Annotated in this window: 18 protein-coding genes; 11 read left to right on the top strand and 7 right to left on the bottom strand. The window is 71.9% G+C overall.

What is annotated here, in order from left to right; all coding sequences use genetic code 11:
- Nucleotides 1–90 precede the first annotated feature (90 nt).
- The 7 genes from BLS99_RS26495 to BLS99_RS02545 all read left to right on the top strand — a co-directional run bounded on the left by BLS99_RS26495 (nt 91) and on the right by BLS99_RS02545 (nt 7,678).
- Nucleotides 91–1,389, top strand: coding sequence for a sensor histidine kinase (locus BLS99_RS26495; protein ID WP_218126177.1), 1,299 nt, complete (start codon nt 91–93; stop codon nt 1,387–1,389).
- A 28-nt stretch (nt 1,390–1,417) separates the two neighbouring features.
- A complete protein-coding gene (locus BLS99_RS02570; protein ID WP_091043009.1) occupies nt 1,418–2,059 on the top strand; it encodes a response regulator in 642 nt (213 codons plus the stop codon).
- A 33-nt stretch (nt 2,060–2,092) separates the two neighbouring features.
- Nucleotides 2,093–2,512 carry a helix-turn-helix transcriptional regulator gene (locus BLS99_RS02565; RefSeq protein ID WP_091043006.1) on the top strand — a complete coding sequence of 140 codons (420 nt, stop codon included), beginning with the start codon at nt 2,093–2,095 and terminating at the stop codon, nt 2,510–2,512.
- Between the two features lie 9 nt (nt 2,513–2,521).
- Nucleotides 2,522–2,935, top strand: a complete 414-nt coding sequence (locus tag BLS99_RS02560) for a VOC family protein (protein ID WP_091043003.1) — start codon at nt 2,522–2,524, stop codon at nt 2,933–2,935.
- Nucleotides 2,936–3,033: 98 nt separating this feature from the next.
- On the top strand, nt 3,034–5,406 hold the full coding sequence (locus tag BLS99_RS02555) for an ATP-binding cassette domain-containing protein (protein WP_091042999.1): 2,373 nt from the start codon (nt 3,034–3,036) through the stop codon (nt 5,404–5,406).
- 244 nt (nt 5,407–5,650) lie between these two features.
- Nucleotides 5,651–6,313 (top strand): hypothetical protein, encoded by a 663-nt coding sequence (locus BLS99_RS02550; RefSeq protein WP_091042996.1) that lies wholly within the window; start codon nt 5,651–5,653, stop codon nt 6,311–6,313.
- 141 nt (nt 6,314–6,454) lie between these two features.
- On the top strand, nt 6,455–7,678 hold the full coding sequence (locus BLS99_RS02545) for an MFS transporter (RefSeq protein WP_091042992.1): 1,224 nt from the start codon (nt 6,455–6,457) through the stop codon (nt 7,676–7,678).
- Nucleotides 7,679–7,790: 112 nt separating this feature from the next.
- Here BLS99_RS02545 and BLS99_RS02540 read toward each other — a convergent pair whose 3' ends face one another.
- Nucleotides 7,791–8,756 (bottom strand): helix-turn-helix transcriptional regulator, encoded by a 966-nt coding sequence (locus tag BLS99_RS02540; RefSeq protein WP_091042988.1) that lies wholly within the window; start codon nt 8,754–8,756, stop codon nt 7,791–7,793.
- Nucleotides 8,757–8,943: 187 nt separating this feature from the next.
- Here BLS99_RS02540 and BLS99_RS02535 point away from each other — a divergent pair, with 187 nt between their 5' ends.
- A complete protein-coding gene (locus tag BLS99_RS02535) occupies nt 8,944–9,528 on the top strand; it encodes a TIGR03086 family metal-binding protein (protein WP_091042983.1) in 585 nt (194 codons plus the stop codon).
- Nucleotides 9,529–9,577: 49 nt separating this feature from the next.
- Here the strand turns inward: BLS99_RS02535 and BLS99_RS02530 are convergent, their stop codons facing one another.
- On the bottom strand, nt 9,578–10,333 hold the full coding sequence (locus BLS99_RS02530) for a GNAT family N-acetyltransferase (RefSeq protein ID WP_091042978.1): 756 nt from the start codon (nt 10,331–10,333) through the stop codon (nt 9,578–9,580).
- Between the two features lie 278 nt (nt 10,334–10,611).
- Nucleotides 10,612–11,322 (bottom strand): ArsR/SmtB family transcription factor, encoded by a 711-nt coding sequence (locus BLS99_RS02525; protein ID WP_091042974.1) that lies wholly within the window; start codon nt 11,320–11,322, stop codon nt 10,612–10,614.
- A 64-nt stretch (nt 11,323–11,386) separates the two neighbouring features.
- Here BLS99_RS02525 and BLS99_RS25990 point away from each other — a divergent pair, with 64 nt between their 5' ends.
- A complete protein-coding gene (locus BLS99_RS25990) occupies nt 11,387–12,562 on the top strand; it encodes a cytochrome P450 family protein (RefSeq protein WP_176953175.1) in 1,176 nt (391 codons plus the stop codon).
- Nucleotides 12,559–13,434, top strand: a complete 876-nt coding sequence (locus BLS99_RS02520; RefSeq protein WP_176953174.1) for an isocitrate lyase/PEP mutase family protein — start codon at nt 12,559–12,561, stop codon at nt 13,432–13,434. The genes BLS99_RS25990 and BLS99_RS02520 overlap by 4 nt, the downstream gene beginning before the upstream one ends.
- Nucleotides 13,435–13,532: 98 nt before the next feature.
- On the opposite strand, the gene BLS99_RS02515 is transcribed toward BLS99_RS02520, so the two are convergent.
- The 4 genes from BLS99_RS02515 to BLS99_RS02495 form a co-directional block, all read right to left on the bottom strand.
- Nucleotides 13,533–13,922 (bottom strand): VOC family protein, encoded by a 390-nt coding sequence (locus tag BLS99_RS02515; RefSeq protein WP_091042970.1) that lies wholly within the window; start codon nt 13,920–13,922, stop codon nt 13,533–13,535.
- A gap of 47 nt (nt 13,923–13,969) precedes the next feature.
- Nucleotides 13,970–14,494: a VOC family protein gene (locus BLS99_RS02510; RefSeq protein ID WP_091042966.1), complete on the bottom strand. Its 525-nt coding sequence runs from the start codon at nt 14,492–14,494 to the stop codon at nt 13,970–13,972.
- A 77-nt stretch (nt 14,495–14,571) separates the two neighbouring features.
- On the bottom strand, nt 14,572–15,222 hold the full coding sequence (locus BLS99_RS02505) for a DUF6518 family protein (protein ID WP_091042963.1): 651 nt from the start codon (nt 15,220–15,222) through the stop codon (nt 14,572–14,574).
- A 126-nt stretch (nt 15,223–15,348) separates the two neighbouring features.
- The gene (locus BLS99_RS02495; RefSeq protein ID WP_091042960.1) at nt 15,349–15,786 is read right to left on the bottom strand and encodes a MerR family transcriptional regulator; all 438 of its coding nucleotides are present in this window, start codon (nt 15,784–15,786) and stop codon (nt 15,349–15,351) included.
- A 79-nt stretch (nt 15,787–15,865) separates the two neighbouring features.
- Here BLS99_RS02495 and BLS99_RS02490 point away from each other — a divergent pair, with 79 nt between their 5' ends.
- On the top strand, nt 15,866–16,609 hold the full coding sequence (locus BLS99_RS02490; protein ID WP_091042957.1) for an SDR family oxidoreductase: 744 nt from the start codon (nt 15,866–15,868) through the stop codon (nt 16,607–16,609).
- The last annotated feature ends 129 nt before the right edge of the window (nt 16,610–16,738 follow it).

The following is a 16,738-nucleotide window of genomic DNA, read 5'->3' as shown; positions in this document are numbered from 1 at the left end:
CACTCCCTTACTACGTCGCCCGCCCCAGCCTAGCGGCGGTAGCGCCGCAGGTCGCGGCCCATGCACGGGTAGGCTTGCCGCACCATGTCGATGCCGGCCAATCCGATCACGCGGCGACTGGCCCTCCCGGGCTGGTCGGTCCTGCGATTCAGCCTCACACTCGTCGCCGCCGCACTGCTGGCCGCGGCGATCGCCACCGGCGTCCTGGTGGTGTTCTGGATCGGCATCCCCGTCGCCGTCGCGGTCTTCCTCGCGATCCGCGTGTGGGCCAACGCGCAGCGCCGCGTCATCGGCGAGCAGCTCGGCGTCCACATCCCCGTCCCGTACCGCGAGCGCCCCAAGCGCGCCCGCCTCGACCAGCAGGCGCTCCTGCTCATCCGCGAGGCCGCCACCTGGCGCGACGTCGCCTGGCTGGCGATCGACGCCACCCTCGGGTTCGTCGTCAACCTCCTCTACCTCGGCGTGTTCGGCGTCGCCGTCTACTACCTCGTGCAGCCGTTGCTGCTGGTCACGCTCTTCCACACCGCCCCGAACCCCTCGGTCAACGACTTCGGGTTCTACGACTTCGACACGCCCGCGAAGACCCTCTTCCTGGTGCCGCTCGCGCTCGCCGCGGGCGTCGCCTGGTGGCGCTGGGGCGAGCTGTTCCTGCGCTGGTACTCCCACCTCGGCGTGCTCCTGCTCGGACCGACCGCGAAGGCGGTGCTCACCGCCCGCGTCTCGGAGCTGCGGCAGTCGCGGGACCTCACGGTCGACTACGCCGCCGCCGAACTGCGCCGCATCGAACGCGACCTCCACGACGGCGCGCAGGGCCGCATCGCCGCCCTCAGCCTCACCCTCGGCATGGCCGAGGAGCTGCTGCACCAGAACCGGCCCGACCAGGCCGCCGGGCTCGTCGCCGAGGCCCGCCAGACCTGCTCGGACGTGCTCGACGAGATCCGCCAGCTCGTGCGCGGCATCCACCCCCCCGTCCTCGCCGACCGCGGCTTCACCGGCGCGCTCCAGGCCATGGCCCTCGACCACCCGCTGCCGGTCTCGGTCGTCGACCGGCTCGGCGACAAGCTCCCCGCGCCCCTCGAAGCGGCCGCGTACTTCGCCACCAACGAGGTCCTGGCCAACATCACCAAGCACGCCGAGGCCGCCCAGGTGCAGGTCATCGTCACCCACGAGCGCGGCCTCCTCCGCATCGAGGTCCGCGACGACGGCCGCGGCGGCGCCACCGTCGCCCCCGGCGGCGGCCTCGACGGGGTCGCCAGGCGCCTCGCCGCGTTCGACGGCACCCTCGACGTGGACAGCCCCGAAGGCGGCCCCACCACGGTCACCATGGCCATCCCCGCCTTCCACGCGGGCCCGGCCGGAGACGACAATGAGCGCCCGTCCGGCCGCTGAGCCCGGACAACGACAGCAAGGAGCACCGATGGACGTCGTCCTCGCCGAAGACCACTCGCTCCTGCGCGACGGCCTCGTCCGGTTGCTCGAAGCGCACGACTTCAAGGTCGTCGAAGCCGTCGACAACGGGCCCGCGCTCACCGCCGCGCTCCTCAAGCACCGCCCCGACGTGGCCGTGGTCGACATCCGCCTCCCCCCGACCTTCAAGGACGAGGGCCTGCGCGCCGCCATCGAGGCCCGCCGCCACATCCCGGCCCTGCCGATCCTCGTCCTCTCTCAGTACGTCGAGCAGCTCTACGCCCGCGAACTCCTCGGCGACCGCCGCGGCGGGGTCGGCTACCTGCTCAAGGACCGCGTCTCGAACGTCGGCGAGTTCATCGAGGCCCTGCGCCGCGTCGCCGCCGGCGGCACCGCCATGGACCCCGAGGTCGTCGCCCGCCTCCTCGGCAAGCAGCAGAACCGCCTCGAACCGCTCACCCCGCGCGAGCTGGAGGTCCTGGCGCTCATGGCCGAGGGCCGCACGAACGCGGCCATCGCCGCGTCGCTGTACATCACCGAGAAGGCCGTGGGCAAGCACTCCGCGAACGTCTTCCGCAAGCTCGGCCTGGGCCAGTCCGAGGACGACAACCGCCGCGTCCTCGCGGTGCTGGCGTACCTGGAGGGGAACTAGCACCCAGGGCGGGTCCTGTGCGATCGTTGCGGGGTGGAACTGGAGGACCTCGTCCGGCTGCGCCGGGCCCGCGACATGATGGACCGCGACTACGCCCGGCCCCTGGACGTGCCGGCGCTGGCGAAGGCCGCGCTCATGTCGTCGGGGCACTTCTCGCGGAGCTTCCGGGCCGCGTACGGCGAGACCCCGTACTCGTACCTCATGACCCGCCGCATCGAGCGGGCGAAGGCCCTGCTCAGGCGGGGTGACCTGTCGGTGACCGAGGTGTGCTTCGCGGTGGGCTGCACCTCGCTGGGGACGTTCTCGACCCGCTTCACCGAGCTGGTCGGGGAGTCCCCGAGCAGCTACCGGGCCCGCAATCACGACGACGGGGCCTCGATCCCGGCGTGCATCGCGAAGGCGTACACGAGACCGGTCAGGAATCGAGAAGCGAAGCCGTCCGGCGCCTCGTAGGTTGGTCCCATGAGCATCAATCTTTCACAGTGCTTCATCGCCGTCGACGACCACGACAAGGCGATCGCCTTCTACCGGGACGTCCTGGGCATGGAGGTCCGCAACGACGTCGGCTTCGAGGGGATGCGGTGGGTGACCGTCGGCTCCCCGGACCAGCCTGACGTGAACATCGTCTTGGAGCCGCCGCTCGCCGACCCGAACGCCTCGGACGCCGACCGCCGGACCATGAACGAGCTGCTCGCCAAGGGCCTGCTGCGCGGCGTCATCTTCGAGACCGACGACGTCGACGCGACCTTCGAGAAGATCAACGCGGCGGGGGCCGACGTCCTCCAGGAGCCGATGGACCAGCCGTACGGCGTCCGCGACTGCGCGTTCCGCGACCCGTCGGGCAACATGATCCGGTTCAACCAGCCTCGTAAGTAGGCGCGACCGACTCGTAACCCTTCGGGGCTGTCGCCCGCCGCCGGTAGTCTCGGCGGCGGGCCGCCCCGGCCCCGGAGACAGATGGAGACCAAAACACCATGGCCACCAGCAAGAACACACCCAACCCGGCCGACGCGCACGACCTCATCCGCGTGCAGGGCGCACGCGAGAACAACCTCAAGGACATCAGCGTCGAACTGCCCAAGCGCCGCCTGACCGTCTTCACCGGCGTGTCCGGCTCGGGCAAGAGCTCGCTCGTCTTCGCCACGATCGCGGCCGAGTCGCAGCGGCTCATCAACGAGACCTACTCGGCCTTCGTGCAGGGCTTCATGCCGACCCTCGCCCGCCCCGAGGTCGACGTCCTCGACGGCCTGACCACGGCGATCATCGTCGACCAGGAGCGCATGGGCGCGAACATCCGCTCCACCGTCGGCACGGTCACCGACGCGAACGCGCTGCTGCGCATCCTCTTCAGCCGCCTCGGCGACCCGCACATCGGCGGGCCCGGGGCGTTCTCGTTCAACGTCCCGTCGGTGTCGGCCTCCGGTGCGATCACCGTCGAGCGCGGCGGCAAGACCATCGCCGAGAAGGCGAGCTTCAACCGGCTCGGCGGCATGTGCGCCCGCTGCGAGGGCGTCGGCTCGGTCAACGACTTCGACCTCACCGCCCTCTACGACGAGGAGAAGTCCCTCAACGAGAGCGCGATCCTCATCCCCGGCTACTCGATGGACGGCTGGTACGGGCGGATCTACCGCGCCTCGGGCTTCTTCGACGCCGACAAGCCGATCAAGAAGTACAACAAGCGCGAGCTGCACGACCTGCTCTACAAGGAGCCCACCAAGATCAAGGCCGACGGCATCAACGTCACCTTCGAGGGCCTGATCCCCAAGATCCAGAAGTCGATCCTGTCCAAGGACGTCGAGGCGATGCAGCCGCACATCCGCGCGTTCGTGGAGAAGGCCGTCACCTTCCAGACCTGCCCCGAGTGCGGGGGCACCCGCCTCGGCCCCGAGGCCCGGTCCTCCAAGATCAAGGGCGTCTCGATCGCGGACGCGTGCAGGATGCAGATCTCCGACCTCGCGGCCTGGGTCGCGGGCATCGAGGACGCCTCGGTCGAGCCGCTGCTCAAGTCGCTGCGCGACCTCCTCGGGTCGTTCGTGGAGATCGGCCTCGGGTATCTCTCGCTCGACCGGCCCTCCGGCACGCTCTCGGGCGGCGAGGCCCAGCGCACCAAGATGATCCGCCACCTCGGGTCCTCGCTCACCGACGTCACGTACGTCTTCGACGAGCCCACCGTGGGCCTCCACCCGCACGACATCGAACGCATGAACAACCTGCTGATCCAGTTGCGCGACAAGGGGAACACGGTCCTCGTCGTGGAGCACAAGCCCGAGGCCATCGCCATCGCCGACCACGTGGTGGACCTCGGCCCCGGCGCCGGCACCGAGGGCGGCACCGTCCAGTTCGAGGGCACCGTGGCGGGCCTGCGCGAGTCCGGCACCCTCACCGGCCGCCACCTCGACGACCGCGCGACCCTCAAGGACGCGGTGCGCGAGCCCACCGGGAGGCTCGAAGTGCGCGGGGCCGACGAGAACAACCTCCAGAAGGTCGACGTCGACGTCCCGCTCGGGGTGCTGTGCGTGGTCACCGGCGTCGCCGGGTCCGGCAAGTCCTCGCTCATCCACGGCTCGGTCGCCGGCCGGGAGGGCGTGGTCGCGATCGACCAGGGCGCCATCAAGGGCTCGCGCCGGTCCAACCCCGCGACCTACACCGGGCTCCTCGACCCGATCCGCAAGGCGTTCGCGAAGGCCAACGGCGTGAAGCCGGCCCTGTTCAGCGCCAACTCCGAGGGCGCGTGCCCGACCTGCAACGGCGCGGGCGTCGTCTACATGGACCTGGGCATCATGGCCTCGGTGTCGACCACCTGCGAGGAGTGCGAGGGGAAGCGGTTCCAGGCCGCGGTCCTGGAGTACAAGCTCGGCGGCAAGGACATCAGCGAGGTCCTGGGCATGTCGGTGGCGCAGGCGGAGGAGTACTTCGCCGAGGGAGAGTCGAAGGTCCCGGCCGCGCACAAGATCGTGCAGCGCCTGCACGACGTCGGTCTGGGCTACATCAAGATCGGCCAGCCGCTCACCACCCTCTCGGGCGGCGAGCGCCAGCGCCTGAAGCTCGCGACGCACCTGGGGGAGAAGGGCGGCGTGTACGTCCTCGACGAGCCGACCACCGGCCTCCACCTGGCCGACGTGGAGAACCTGCTCGGGCTCCTCGACCGGCTCGTGGACTCCGGCAAGTCGGTGATCGTCATCGAGCACCACCAGGCGGTCATGGCCCACGCCGACTGGATCATCGACCTCGGCCCGGGCGCCGGCCACGACGGCGGCAAGATCGTCTTCGAGGGCACCCCGGCCGAGCTGGTGAAGCAGAAGCGGTCCCTGACCGGCAAGCACCTCGCCGAGTACACGGGGGCGTAAGGCCGAGTGAGCGGGCGAGAGCACCGCTAGGCGGATCGGGGCGCGGCAGCGCGTCCCGGTCCGCGTCGGTGCGAAGGGACGTACGGGTGCGTGAGGTCCGCCAGGGCCGGCAGCATCGCTCGCCGCTCGCCGCTCGCCGCTCGCCGCTCGCCGCGCCGGTCCGCCCTGGTGCGCCCTGGTCCGCCCCTCTACCCCTGGGACCCGCCATATGATGCCGCCCAAGGACTCCCGTGAGGAGTCCGCAGTGTCCGACACGCTGCGAGCGCACGACCTCGTCATCATCGTGCTCCCGGTCGCGCTCCTCGCCGTGCTCCCGTGGCTCCTCGCGAGCGCCGGGAGCGAGCCCTCCGAGTACCGCGACCACCGGACCGGCCGTGACATGACCGCGCCCGCGTGGGTCGGGGTGCTCGTCTTCGCCCTCCCGTTCATCGTCTGGGCCGCGATGAAGGCGTGGAACCGGGCGGCCAAGCCCGTCGCGGCGACGGTCGGCCCCGGCGGCGTCCGGCTCTTTCCCGAGATCGGCGGCCTGTACCTGCGCGGCGAGACGCCCGCGGTCGACCTCCCTTGGAGCGAAGTGCGCCGGTTGGTCCTGTGGCGCAGAAGGAAGCGCTGGCTCGGGTTCCTCCCGGGCCGGGAGACGCGGGTCGGGGTCGAGCGGACCGACGACTGGTACCAGGTCTCCCGCCGGGAGCCGACCCCCAAGGAACTCGCGAGCCTCGGCCACCGCAAGGACGGCTCCCCGGTCCGCCTCGGCTCGATGCTCCACACCCGCAGCGTGAAGCTCACCCCGAAGGCCGCACGGCATCTCGCGAAGTCCGTCGCCCGCTACGCCATGGGCATCGACTTCACCGACGAGCGCACTCCCGGCAAGGCCCACCCGGTCGAACCACTCGAACCCCGCACCTGATCCGGCCGCGCCGCTCGACCCGCACCCGGTCCGACCCCGCCCTCGGCCGCCGAGCGCCGCAATCCCACTCGAATATTGTGACGCGCCCCACTCTGATTCACTGACACACTTTGTCAGTGGGTCGGCCGCATCATCGTCCCCATGACGACGACCATCGCCCCGGCCGCCCGCCGCCCCGCCCCCGCAGCACTGCCTCCCCGGAACCGGGCCGAGCGCCTGCTCCTGCCCGCCACGTTCATCACCAGCCTCGGCAACGGCATCCAGCTCGTCGCCGCCGCCGTCCTGGTCTTCACCACCGGGCAGAGCGCGCTCGCGGTCGGCTGGCTCTACATCCTCGTCTCGGTGCCGCCCGCGCTGCTGTCGCTGTGGTTTGGCACCATCGCCGACCGCTTCGACCGCCGCACCCTCTGCCTCATCGCCGACCTGGTCAGCGCCGGCGCCGCCGCGTTCCTCCCGGTCTGGATCCTGACCGGCGGCGACCCCGGCCCGGTCGCCTACGGCACCGCGTTCGCCCTCTCGCTCCTGTCCGCGATGTTCATGCCCGCGAGCAACGCCCTCATCAAGGAGCGCGTCCACCCGGCCCGCACCGCCCGCTTCAGCGCCCACTACGAGATGGCGATGCAGCTCGGCCTGCTCCTCTCGGCGGCCGTGGGCGGCATCCTCATCCACTATGTCGGCACCACGCCGCTGTTCATGTTCAACGGCGTCACCTTCCTCGCCTCCGCGGTCGCCCTGTGGGCCATGCGCAAAGCCCCCGCCCGCGCCGCGGTCGCCGACCACGCCGCCGGGACCTCCGGCACGACCGGCGCCCCGCTCGTCCGCCTCGGCCTGCTCTACGCCCTCGACCAGACCACCATCATGGTCTCCAACACCACCCTGATCGTCCTCGTCTACGTCGCGTTCGACCGCGGCGCCGGGGTCTACGGGATCGTCGACGCGCTGGCGGGCCTCGGCTTCTGCGTCGCGGCGGCGCTCTACCCGCGGGTGAGCGCCCGCTTCGGCGAGTTCCGCACGGCCGTCGCGGGCGGGATCGGATGCGCGCTCATGTCGTTCATACTGCCGCTGCACCTGACGGTGCTGCTCATCGCGGTGCCGCCCGCCGCGTTCCTGGTCGGGCTGTCGCGCGTCGGCATGCGGTCGATCCTGCTCCGCTCGGTCCCCGAGCACCGCGCCGGCCGCCTCTTCGGCGCGGTCAACGCCGCGGGCCTCGGCCTGAGCGCGGCGATGACGGTCCTGGTCGCCGCGGTCGCCGACGCCACCCACATCAGGTACGGCTTCTACCTCCTCGGCGCCTTCGGCGTCATCGCCACGGCCGCCACGGCGTTCGCCCTGCGCGGCAAGGTGAGCGGGACCCCGGTTGAATAGCCCGTCAGCGGTCCTCATGGCAAGGACGCGCGGCCGGCGCACCGGGCCGCCGCCCCGCGCCCCAGCGGGACCAGGGCGGCCACGGGGCCGCAACGGCCTCCGCCGACCGCGGTCAGCCGTTCAGGTCGAGCACCGCCTGCGCCCGTTCGCGCATCATCGCCCGCAGCGACGCCGGTTCCAGCACCTCCACCCCCGAGAGCTTCATCAGCTCGCCCGAGGCCACCCACTCGGTCTCGATCGGGATCGTCGCCACCGCCCACCCCTCCTCGTCCCGGGCGGCCTTGACGATCGCGGCGGCCGTGTCCGCGTCGAGGTTGTCGGCGGCCCGGTCGACCGCGTCGGGGGAGCAGCGGATCACCGCCTCGCCCCGGTACCGGCGCGCGTCGAACGCGTCCAGGTTCTCGGCCCACCAGGCCGCCAGGTCGAAGTCCCCGGGTCGGTCGAACTCCTCCTCGGTCTTCGCCGCCGCCATCAGGTTCGCGACCTTGTACGGCAGCACGGCCCCCGTCCCCTGCGACGCCGCCAGGTACCAGCGCCCGCCCTTGAGGACCAGCCCCAGCGGCCGCAGCTCCCGCTCGACCTCGCGCGGTTCCTTCCAGCGCCAGTACCGCACCCGGATCGTCCGCCGCTCCCACGCCGCGTTCGCCACCAGCGCCAGCAGCGGCACCGGCTCCGCGCGCTGGAACCACGCCACCACGTCGAGGTGGAAGAGCTGCCGCGCCCGCTCGGCCCGGTCCCGCTGCTGCGGCGAGAGCGCCGCCGAGAGCTTCAACTCCAGCGCCGCCAGCTCGGTCTGGAGCCCCAGGTCCGTCGCGGCCTGCGGCACCCCGGCCAGGGCGAACGCCTCCGCCTCGCCCTCGGTGACCCCGGTCAGCCGCGTCCGGTAGCCCTCCACGAGCCGGTACCCGCCCTCGCGCCCGCTCTCCCCGTAGATCGGGATGCCCGCGCCCGCAAGCGCTTCCGCGTCCCGGTAGACGGTCCGCACGGACACGCCGAGCTCCGCCGCGAGCGCGTCTGCGGTCATCCGCCCGCGCTGTTGGAGCAGGAGCATCATCGACACGAGGCGGCCAGCACGCATGTCCGCAAGTATCCGCGCGGGTACGACATTCCCTGCGCGGCGCCTGCGCCTCGTGCGAGGGTCCTGCCGCCCGGCGCCTCCGGAAAAACTTCGGCCCAATAGTGGAACGGAACGTTCCCCTCTGTTATACTTGGATCATGAGGCGGTCCGGGGATCCGGACCGGCACCGAACGAAAAGGGACACGCCATGACCACCGAATGGAACCTGCTGACCGAGGCCCACACCGCGCTGCTCGACGTCGTCAAGGGCGTCAAGGCCGAGGACTGGAACCGCCCCACCCCCTGCTCGGAGTGGACGGTCGCGCAGGTCCTCCAGCACGCCGCCGGCGACCAGCTCGGCTTCGCCGCCGCCATCACCGGCGGCGAGGGCCCCTCGTGGAACCCCTTCGCCCCCTCCGGCGAGCCGATCGAGGACCCGGTCGAGTTCACGAGCATCGCGACCACCGCCGCGGCCGACGCCTGGGCCACCATCGCGAAGGACGCCGCCGAGGTGCCCGTCCCCGTGCCGCCCAACGTCCTCGACGCGGTGACCGGTGTTGGCGCCTGCGCCCTCGACGCGGCCGTCCACGCCTGGGACATCGCCGTCGCGACCGGCCAGCCGCAGCCGCTCTCCCAGTGGGCCGCGGGCGAGATCCTGATCGCCGCCAAGCAGATCGTCGAGCCCCTGCGCGCCTGGGGCGCTTACGCTCCCGCGGTCGACGGCGCCGAAGGCGACGACGCGGTGGCCGAACTCCTGCGCTACCTCGGCCGCGACCCGAAGTGGACCGCCTGAACCGACTGAACACCGAAGGGCCGCGGCGACGCCGCGGCCCTTCCGTCGTCTATTCGACGACCATGTGCAGCTTCTCGCCGACGACCCGGTACCCGGCCCGCTCGTACAGGCGCTGCGCCGTGTCCCCGGACGGGTCCAGCCACACCACGCCCACGCCCGCATCGTGCGCGGCACGGGTCAAGTGGGCCGTGATCGCGGCGCCGATCCCGCGGCCCTGCACGTCAGGGTCCACCGCGACCCCGGCCAGCTCGGAGACGCCGCCGATCGGCGCCCCGTACTGCCCGGCGCCGACCACCCGCCCCTCGGCGTCGGTCGCCATGGCGACCGCCCCGCCGCGCTCGACGGCCGACACGAGCATCGCCCGCGCCTCCGCCTCGCCGGGCTCGTCGGCCTCCTCGAACGCCCGGAACTGGACCCGCACGGCCGCGATGTACTCCTCGATCGTCTCCGGTACCGTGATCGCGACGCCCTCGACCGGCTTCACCTCCACCGCTTCCCCTGCGCGGCATGCCATCAGCGGTGCCCGGCTCTCGACCGCGAACCCGGCCGCCGCGAGCGCCGCCTCCAGCGCGGGCGCGCGGGTCGGCAGGAACTCGAAGCGGGGGAGGAGCTTCCGCTCGCGGAACGCCGCGACCAGTTCGGCGATCGCCTCGCCGTCGGGCTCGGCGCCGTCGTCGGGCACCGCGTAGTTGAGGAAGCGGATGTCGCTGACCGGGTCGAAGCGCACCGTGAAGCCCGCGATGCGGCTGCCGAAGTCGCTGCGCGCGATGCCGGCGCGAGCGTAATCCTGGATCTCGAGGTCCACAACCGGGCCTTTCTCGAACGGCCACCCAGCTCGACGGGCGGCCTCGGGGCACTGACGCTAGCAGCTGAACCGATTGCGGCCCTGCACGGTGCGCACGAGGCGACCCTGGTGCCGACCGGCCCGATCGTGCCCCCTCTACCGCGAGGCGACTGTCCGGGCGCTCCGGCGCATGCACGAGCGCCTGCGGCCGGGCGGGCGCCTGCTCGTGGACGTGCCGCCGCCGCGCCTGCTCACGGGCCCGGGGCGCTGCGGCACTCGACGGCGTCCGCGATGGAGGGCTACCGCAGCGGCTCGGGGTCCAGGTCGAGGAGGTCGGCGACCAGTTCGGCGCCGGGGTCGGTGAGGCGGACCGCGCGGGTGGTGCCGACGCGGCGGATCCAGCCCGCTTCGAGGAACCGCGCGCAGATCGCGGCCCCGGCGAGGCCGGCGAGGTGGGTGCGGCGCTCGGTCCAGTCCAGGCACTCCTTCGCCGCCGCCCGGCGGTTGCGCGACCACGCGCCCGTGTCGATGCCGAGCGCGGTCTCCATCCAGTCGCGTCCCTTGTCGCTCAAGGCGAACCCTGCTGACCGGTCGAGGTGGCCGAGGGTGGTCATCGCGTCGGTGACCGCCACGCCGAGACGGCCCGCGAGGTGGTCGTAGCAGGTCCGGCCGCGTGCGAGCGCCGTTGAGGCGGCCGAGGCCCGGAGTCCGGTCGGCGCCTCGACCATCGGGAAGTGCCCGGCGAGGGCTTCGATCAGGGCGGCCGTCTCGGGGTCGGCGAGCTGGACGTACCGGTGCCGCCCCTGCTTGCGCTCGACGCACAGGCCGGAGGCGACGAGCCGGTGCAGGTGCTCGGTCGCGGTCGAGGCCGCGACCCCGGCGCGGCGGGCGAGTTCGCCCGCGGTCCACGCCCGGCCGTCGAGGAGGGCGACGCAGAAGGTCGCCCGGGTCGGATCGGCCAGCAGCGCGGCCGCCTCGGCGAGCCTGGTGCCGTGTGCGCGATCGGTCATGCCCCGATTCTGCCTCGGCGACGTTTCGGCGGGCGCCGAACGCTTCCGGACCTAGGTTCGAGCGATGACCACGACCTCGACGTTCGGCGCCGACCGCGCCGCGGAACTCCTCGCCCACCCGGACCTCGTCCCGCCGCTGGCCGAAGCGGGTGCGGACGGCGGGCTCGCCTGGCTGCGGGCGAACGTGGCCCGGTTCGCGAGCGGTGAACGGCATGCGCGGTATCGCGGCCAGGTGGGGGAGCTGTTGGGCCGCATGGAGCCCGGGCGGCTGCGGGTGCGTGCGGCCGAGCTGGCTCGGGAGGTGGTCGCGGGGGCTCCTGGGGAAGTCGACGTCATGGCGGCCATCGCGCGGGAGGTCCCGGTGCGGGTTCTAGGAGAAGCGGTGGGCATCGGGTGTGCGGCGGGTGGCGAGCGCGGTCCGGAGAATGCGAGCGCCGTGGGCACTGGGATTGCGGACGGTGTGGAGGTGGCGGCAGTGCGGGCGGTGGCCGCGGGCTATCTGAGCGGAGAGGCGACCGAGGAGCGCGATGCGGCGGTCGAAAGTCTGGTCGCCGCCTGTGGAGGAGAGCACGACGAGGCGACCGCGGCGAAGATCGGCCTCCTGGTGCAGGCGTGCGAGGCGACAGCGGCCCTCATCGGGAACGCCTTGGCCGCCATGCTCGGCGACTCGGCTGCGGTCTCGAGTGATCGGAGCGGGCAGGGTGAGCGGGCCGAGGGGGGTGAACAGGTTGGGCAAGGTGGCGATGGCGAGGAGGCCGGAAGTCCGCAAGGCGCAAGTCAGGAAGACAGGAGTCGGCCGGGCGGAACCGGTGTCGGGGACACTGCCCGGAGCGCACCGATCACTGTGGCCGCTGAGCTCCGTTCGAACCCGCCCGTGAGAGCCACCGTTCGGTTGGCAGCGCGCGCGATCGAGGTGCCCGCCGACCCTGGGCATTCGCCAGTTGGAGGCGCTGCGCTGTCCACGAGTGGCCGACCTCCGGTCGGCTCGAAGCACACAGGTTCAGCCGCCGAAGGCGTCTCGCTCGCTCCCGGCGACCTGGTCCTGATCTCGCTCTCCGATGGGCCGCATTCGCTTCCGTTCGGGGCCGGTCCTCACGCCTGTCCGGGCCGCGACCAGGCGATCGCCATCGCGATCGGCGTCTGCGAAGCCCTCCGCCACACCCGCCTCCTCACCGCCCCGATCGAATACGAACCGCTCCCGAACCTGCGCATCCCGACCCGACTCGAGGTGGCCCCGTGACCCGCTACGCAGAATTCCTCGCCGCCCACCACGGCCCCCGCCCGCTCCTGCTCCCGAACGCCTGGGACCACGCCTCCGCAGCCGCCCTCACCGCCCAAGGCTTCACCGCCATCGGGACCACCAGCCTCGGCGTCGCCGCCGCCCACGGCCTCCCCGACGGCGCCGCCGCGACCCGCAGTCTCACCGTCGACCTCGCCCGCACGATCGCGCCGCTCCCGGCCATGATCTCCGTCGACCTCGAAGGCGGCTACAGCGACGATCCCACCGAGGTCGCCGCACTGGCCGCCGTCCTCGCCGACCTGGGCATCGTCGGCATCAACCTCGAAGACGGCCGCCCCGACGGCACCCTCCGCGATCCCGATCTCCACGCCTCGATCATCACCGCGATCAAGGCCCGATGCCCCGGACTGTTCGTCAACGCCCGCACCGACACCTTCTGGCTCAATACTGAAGCGCCCCTTGACAACGCATTGGCCCGTGCCGAGCGATACCTGGACGCGGGCGCTGACGGCGTCTTCGTCCCCGGCGCCACCGACCCCGACAACATCCGCACTCTTGCCGCCCGCATCGACGCCCCGCTCAACGTCCTCTGCACACCGACCGGTCTCGGACTCGACGCGCTCGCCGCCCTCGGCGTCGCCCGCGTGAGCACCGGGTCGCTGCTCTACCGCACCGCGATCAGCGCGGCGGTCCGCACGGCCTGTGAAGTGCGGGAGGGGAATCCGGTCCCGGGCGGTCAGCTCTCGTACGCGGAGATGCAGCAGCTCGCAGTGGACGCCCTGTTCAACGCGGCCGACTCGGGCGGCGCCCCGGCCTCACCGGGAATCGCCGCCCGAGCGGAATCCCGCGCGAGGCGGGGCCGGACCGCCTGAGGATGATCGCGCTGCCTGGCATCGGCGTCGACATCCTGCCGGTCGCCGCTGGGCCGAGCCCGGCCGAACTGCGCGTTTTCCTTGACACCGTTGGGAAGTCACATGCTGGCGAGCTCTTCGGGGGTGTAGGCCCTCAGGATGCAGAACTCGTTGCCGGCGGGGTCGGCCATGACGACCCATGTGGCCTTCTCGTCCTGACCGACATCGACCCTGGTGGCTCCCAGCGACTCCGCGCGCGCGACCTCTGCGGCCTGGTCGTCCGGGCGCAGGTCGATGTGGAGGCGGTTCTTGACGCTCTTGCCTTCGGGAACCTTGATGAACAGGATGTCCGGAGAGACGCCGTCCTGCGGGCTTCCCTCGGCGGGCTCCAGGACCACTTCTTCCTTGGTGTCGTACGTGACCCGCCAACCCAGCAGATCGGCCCACCAGGGGGCGAGCGTGCGCGGGTCGGCGGCGTCCACGACGATGCATTGCCAGTTCAAAGTCATTCGGCGACCCTAGTGGCGCCGATGACGGAAGTCGACCCTTTTTCGGATTATTCGGGGTTGACCGGACGGCTGGAGCGTCCGGCCCTGCCGGTCATCTCGGCGTCGAACGTCTCCTGGGCGTCCGCCATGGCCTCGGCGTAGCCGGGGGCGCTCATGCGGGTCCAGACCTCGGCCTCGGGGACGTCCTCGACGTGCGACGCGACCCACCAGATGTTCCCGAAGGGGTCGCGAACGCGCGCGCCGCGGTCGCCCCAGGCGGCGTTCGACAGCTCGGTCACCACGCGGGCGCCGGCCTTGACGGCCTTCGCGACCGTCTCGTCCGGGTCGGCGACCCAGATGCGGAGCAGGGCAGGGAGTGCGGGCCAGTCGGGGCGGCTGTCGAAGGCGAGGAGCATGGTGTCGCCGACCTTGATCTCGGCGTGGCCGATGGCGCCGTCCTCGGTCGCGACCCGGCCGGTCTCGGCGCCGTCGAAGACCTCGGTGATGAAGTCGAGCAGTGCGGCGGTGTCGTCGGTGACGAGCCACGAGGTGACGGTGGTGTAGCCCTGGGGCTGGAAGTTCACGGTGGCCATGTCGGCTCCTTGTCGAGTCGGTGACGGGACTCGGACAGCTTATCAGAACGGAATTATATGTTCCGTTTGGGATTGGATCAGGAACCGAACCCGGCTGCAGTGAGGCCCGCGAACCCAAGCGCCGCAAGCGGAACGGCCGCCGCGAGCGCGAGCAGCCGCGTCCGCCACGTGCGGCCGAAGACCACGATCAGCGCGAGTCCGAACGCGGCGGTGATGACGGCCGTGGCGAGGCCGTCGGCGCGGTACTCCGGTTCGATGCTCGTCTGGCGGCGCAGCAGCACCCCCGCCTCCGCGAAGAACACCGCCCCGAGGGCGGCGGTGCCGACCACCGAGCGCCAGAGGGAGACCGATCGCGACCAGGCCCCGAACGTTCCGAAGACCACGCCTGCGAGGACGCCGAACGCCATCCAGATCAGGGAGGTCGGGGCCCAGAGGTTGGCGAGGTCGTCGTTCTGGATGAGGGTCGCGGCAAGGTAGTAGCTCTCGACCGCGACCACCAGGAGCACGGCGCCCGCGAACGCCGGCTGCCACCGCCCGGCGCGCACCCATGCGCCGATGGCGAAGGCGCCGACCGCCCAGACCGCGCTGGAGTTGGCGAGGTTGGCCCAGGGGTAGGGGAGTTCGCGCTGGGCGACGAGGTCGACGGCGCCGAGGGCGAGGCCGCCGACGATCGCGACCGACAGGATCAGCGGGAACGGGCGCCGGGCGGCGGCGGAGATGTCGGGCATGGCGGGAGTATTCCATGCGGGGTGCGGCCGGGGGATACCGGGTATCTATTCGGTGCCGGTGCCGGTGCCGGTGCCGGTGCCGGTGCCGGTGGCGGTGGCGGTGGCGGTGGCGGTGCCGGCACCTGGTCAGGTGCTCGCGCCGGTGGTCGTGGTCGTGCTCGTCGCGGTGGTGGGTACGCCGGTGTCGGCAGTGGTGCTCGCAGCAGCGCTCGTCCCCGCGTTCGGGCTCGTGTTGAGGTAGTCGAGCATCGAGGTGAAGCGCGCCCTGATGGTCGCGGCGGCCTGGTACTCGGCCTCGACCCGGGCGTGCTCGGCGTGGATCACGGCCATCTGCTCGGGCGTGACCTCGTCGATGGAGCGGCAGCGGCGGAGCTTCGCGATCGCCTTGCTCGGCAGGCCGGTCTTGAGCATCATGCGGATCCAGTCGACCTGGTCGACCGCGTCCTCGGCGTACACGCGCTGGCCGCTCGGGGTGCGTTCGGCGTGGAGGAGGCCCTGCTCCTCGTAGTACCTGAGCGCGCGGACGGTCGCGCCGGTCGCGGTTGCCAGTTCTCCGATGCGCATGCGCGTCCTCTCCTGTGGGTGTGGCTTCCGCCACCGTCGCTTGCCCCTGACGCCGGCGTGAGGTCTTAGCTTCGACCGCATGGACATCCAAGGATCAATCGCAATCGTCACCGGCGCCAACCGCGGCATGGGCCGCCATTTCGCGGCGCAACTCCTTGAACGCGGCGCGGCCAAGGTCTATGCCGGATCCCGGCGGATCGAATCGGTCGATCTGCCCGGGGTCGAGGCCGTGCAGCTCGACATCACCGACCCGGCGTCGGTCGCGGCGGCCGCCGAGATCGCCTCCGACGCGACGCTGCTCATCAACAACGCGGGGATCGCCACGTTCGAGAACCTGTTGGGGGACGACGAGGACGCCATCCGGCAGGAGATGGAGACCAACTACTTCGGGACGCTGAACATGGTGCGGGCGTTCGCGCCCGTGCTGGGCGCCAACGGGGGCGGGGCGATGCTCAACATCTTGTCGGTGCTGTCGTGGCGCGCGGCGGGGATGGGGCACGCGTACTCGGCGGCCAAGGCGGCGTCGTGGAGCCTCACGAACGGGGCGCGGCTCGAACTCATGGGGCAGGGGACGCAGGTGACCGGGCTGCACGTGAGCGGGGTCGACACGGACATGCTCAAGGACGTGCCGGCCGAGAAGTCCGACCCCGCGGACGTGGTGCGGGCCGGGCTCGACGGCGTGCAGGCGGGCGCGCTGGAGGTGCTGGCCGACGAGGACACGGTGATGCTCAAGGGGCTGCTGAGCGCCGACCCGAGCGTCATGTACCCGGAGCTGGGCGCGGGCGGGTGGCCGAGCGACGGGAATTGGGACTCGAACGGGTGACAGACGGGCTCGTGGGGCGTGATCTTGTCGGACCCGCGGGGGAGGATCGGGTGGCAGACTTGCTTCCCCGGGTGGGTGGGTAAGGATCGTCGCCGGAGCCGGAGCCGGAGCCGGAGCCGGAGCCGGAGC

This window comes from Glycomyces sambucus (genome assembly GCF_900102815.1).
GTDB classification, from domain to species: Bacteria; Actinomycetota; Actinomycetes; order Mycobacteriales; family Micromonosporaceae; genus Glycomyces; species Glycomyces sambucus.
The sequence above is the reverse complement of the archived record's forward strand: the minus strand, read 5'-3'. Positions and strand labels throughout refer to the sequence as shown.

What these genes read in the sequence shown, in the direction of transcription:
- BLS99_RS02495 (WP_091042960.1), bottom strand. Translation starts at nt 15,786, where the DNA reads ATGCGCATCGGAGAACTGGCAACCGCGACCGGCGCGACCGTCCGCGCG.
- BLS99_RS02505 (WP_091042963.1), bottom strand. Translation starts at nt 15,222, where the DNA reads ATGCCCGACATCTCCGCCGCCGCCCGGCGCCCGTTCCCGCTGATCCTG.
- BLS99_RS26495 (WP_218126177.1), top strand. Translation starts at nt 91, where the DNA reads ATGCCGGCCAATCCGATCACGCGGCGACTGGCCCTCCCGGGCTGGTCG.
- BLS99_RS02510 (WP_091042966.1), bottom strand. Translation starts at nt 14,494, where the DNA reads ATGGCCACCGTGAACTTCCAGCCCCAGGGCTACACCACCGTCACCTCG.
- BLS99_RS02490 (WP_091042957.1), top strand. Translation starts at nt 15,866, where the DNA reads ATGGACATCCAAGGATCAATCGCAATCGTCACCGGCGCCAACCGCGGC.
- BLS99_RS02515 (WP_091042970.1), bottom strand. Translation starts at nt 13,922, where the DNA reads ATGACTTTGAACTGGCAATGCATCGTCGTGGACGCCGCCGACCCGCGC.
- BLS99_RS02525 (WP_091042974.1), bottom strand. Translation starts at nt 11,322, where the DNA reads ATGACCGATCGCGCACACGGCACCAGGCTCGCCGAGGCGGCCGCGCTG.
- BLS99_RS25990 (WP_176953175.1), top strand. Translation starts at nt 11,387, where the DNA reads ATGACCACGACCTCGACGTTCGGCGCCGACCGCGCCGCGGAACTCCTC.
- BLS99_RS02540 (WP_091042988.1), bottom strand. Translation starts at nt 8,756, where the DNA reads ATGCGTGCTGGCCGCCTCGTGTCGATGATGCTCCTGCTCCAACAGCGC.
- BLS99_RS02560 (WP_091043003.1), top strand. Translation starts at nt 2,522, where the DNA reads ATGAGCATCAATCTTTCACAGTGCTTCATCGCCGTCGACGACCACGAC.
- BLS99_RS02555 (WP_091042999.1), top strand. Translation starts at nt 3,034, where the DNA reads ATGGCCACCAGCAAGAACACACCCAACCCGGCCGACGCGCACGACCTC.
- BLS99_RS02545 (WP_091042992.1), top strand. Translation starts at nt 6,455, where the DNA reads ATGACGACGACCATCGCCCCGGCCGCCCGCCGCCCCGCCCCCGCAGCA.
- BLS99_RS02570 (WP_091043009.1), top strand. Translation starts at nt 1,418, where the DNA reads ATGGACGTCGTCCTCGCCGAAGACCACTCGCTCCTGCGCGACGGCCTC.
- BLS99_RS02535 (WP_091042983.1), top strand. Translation starts at nt 8,944, where the DNA reads ATGACCACCGAATGGAACCTGCTGACCGAGGCCCACACCGCGCTGCTC.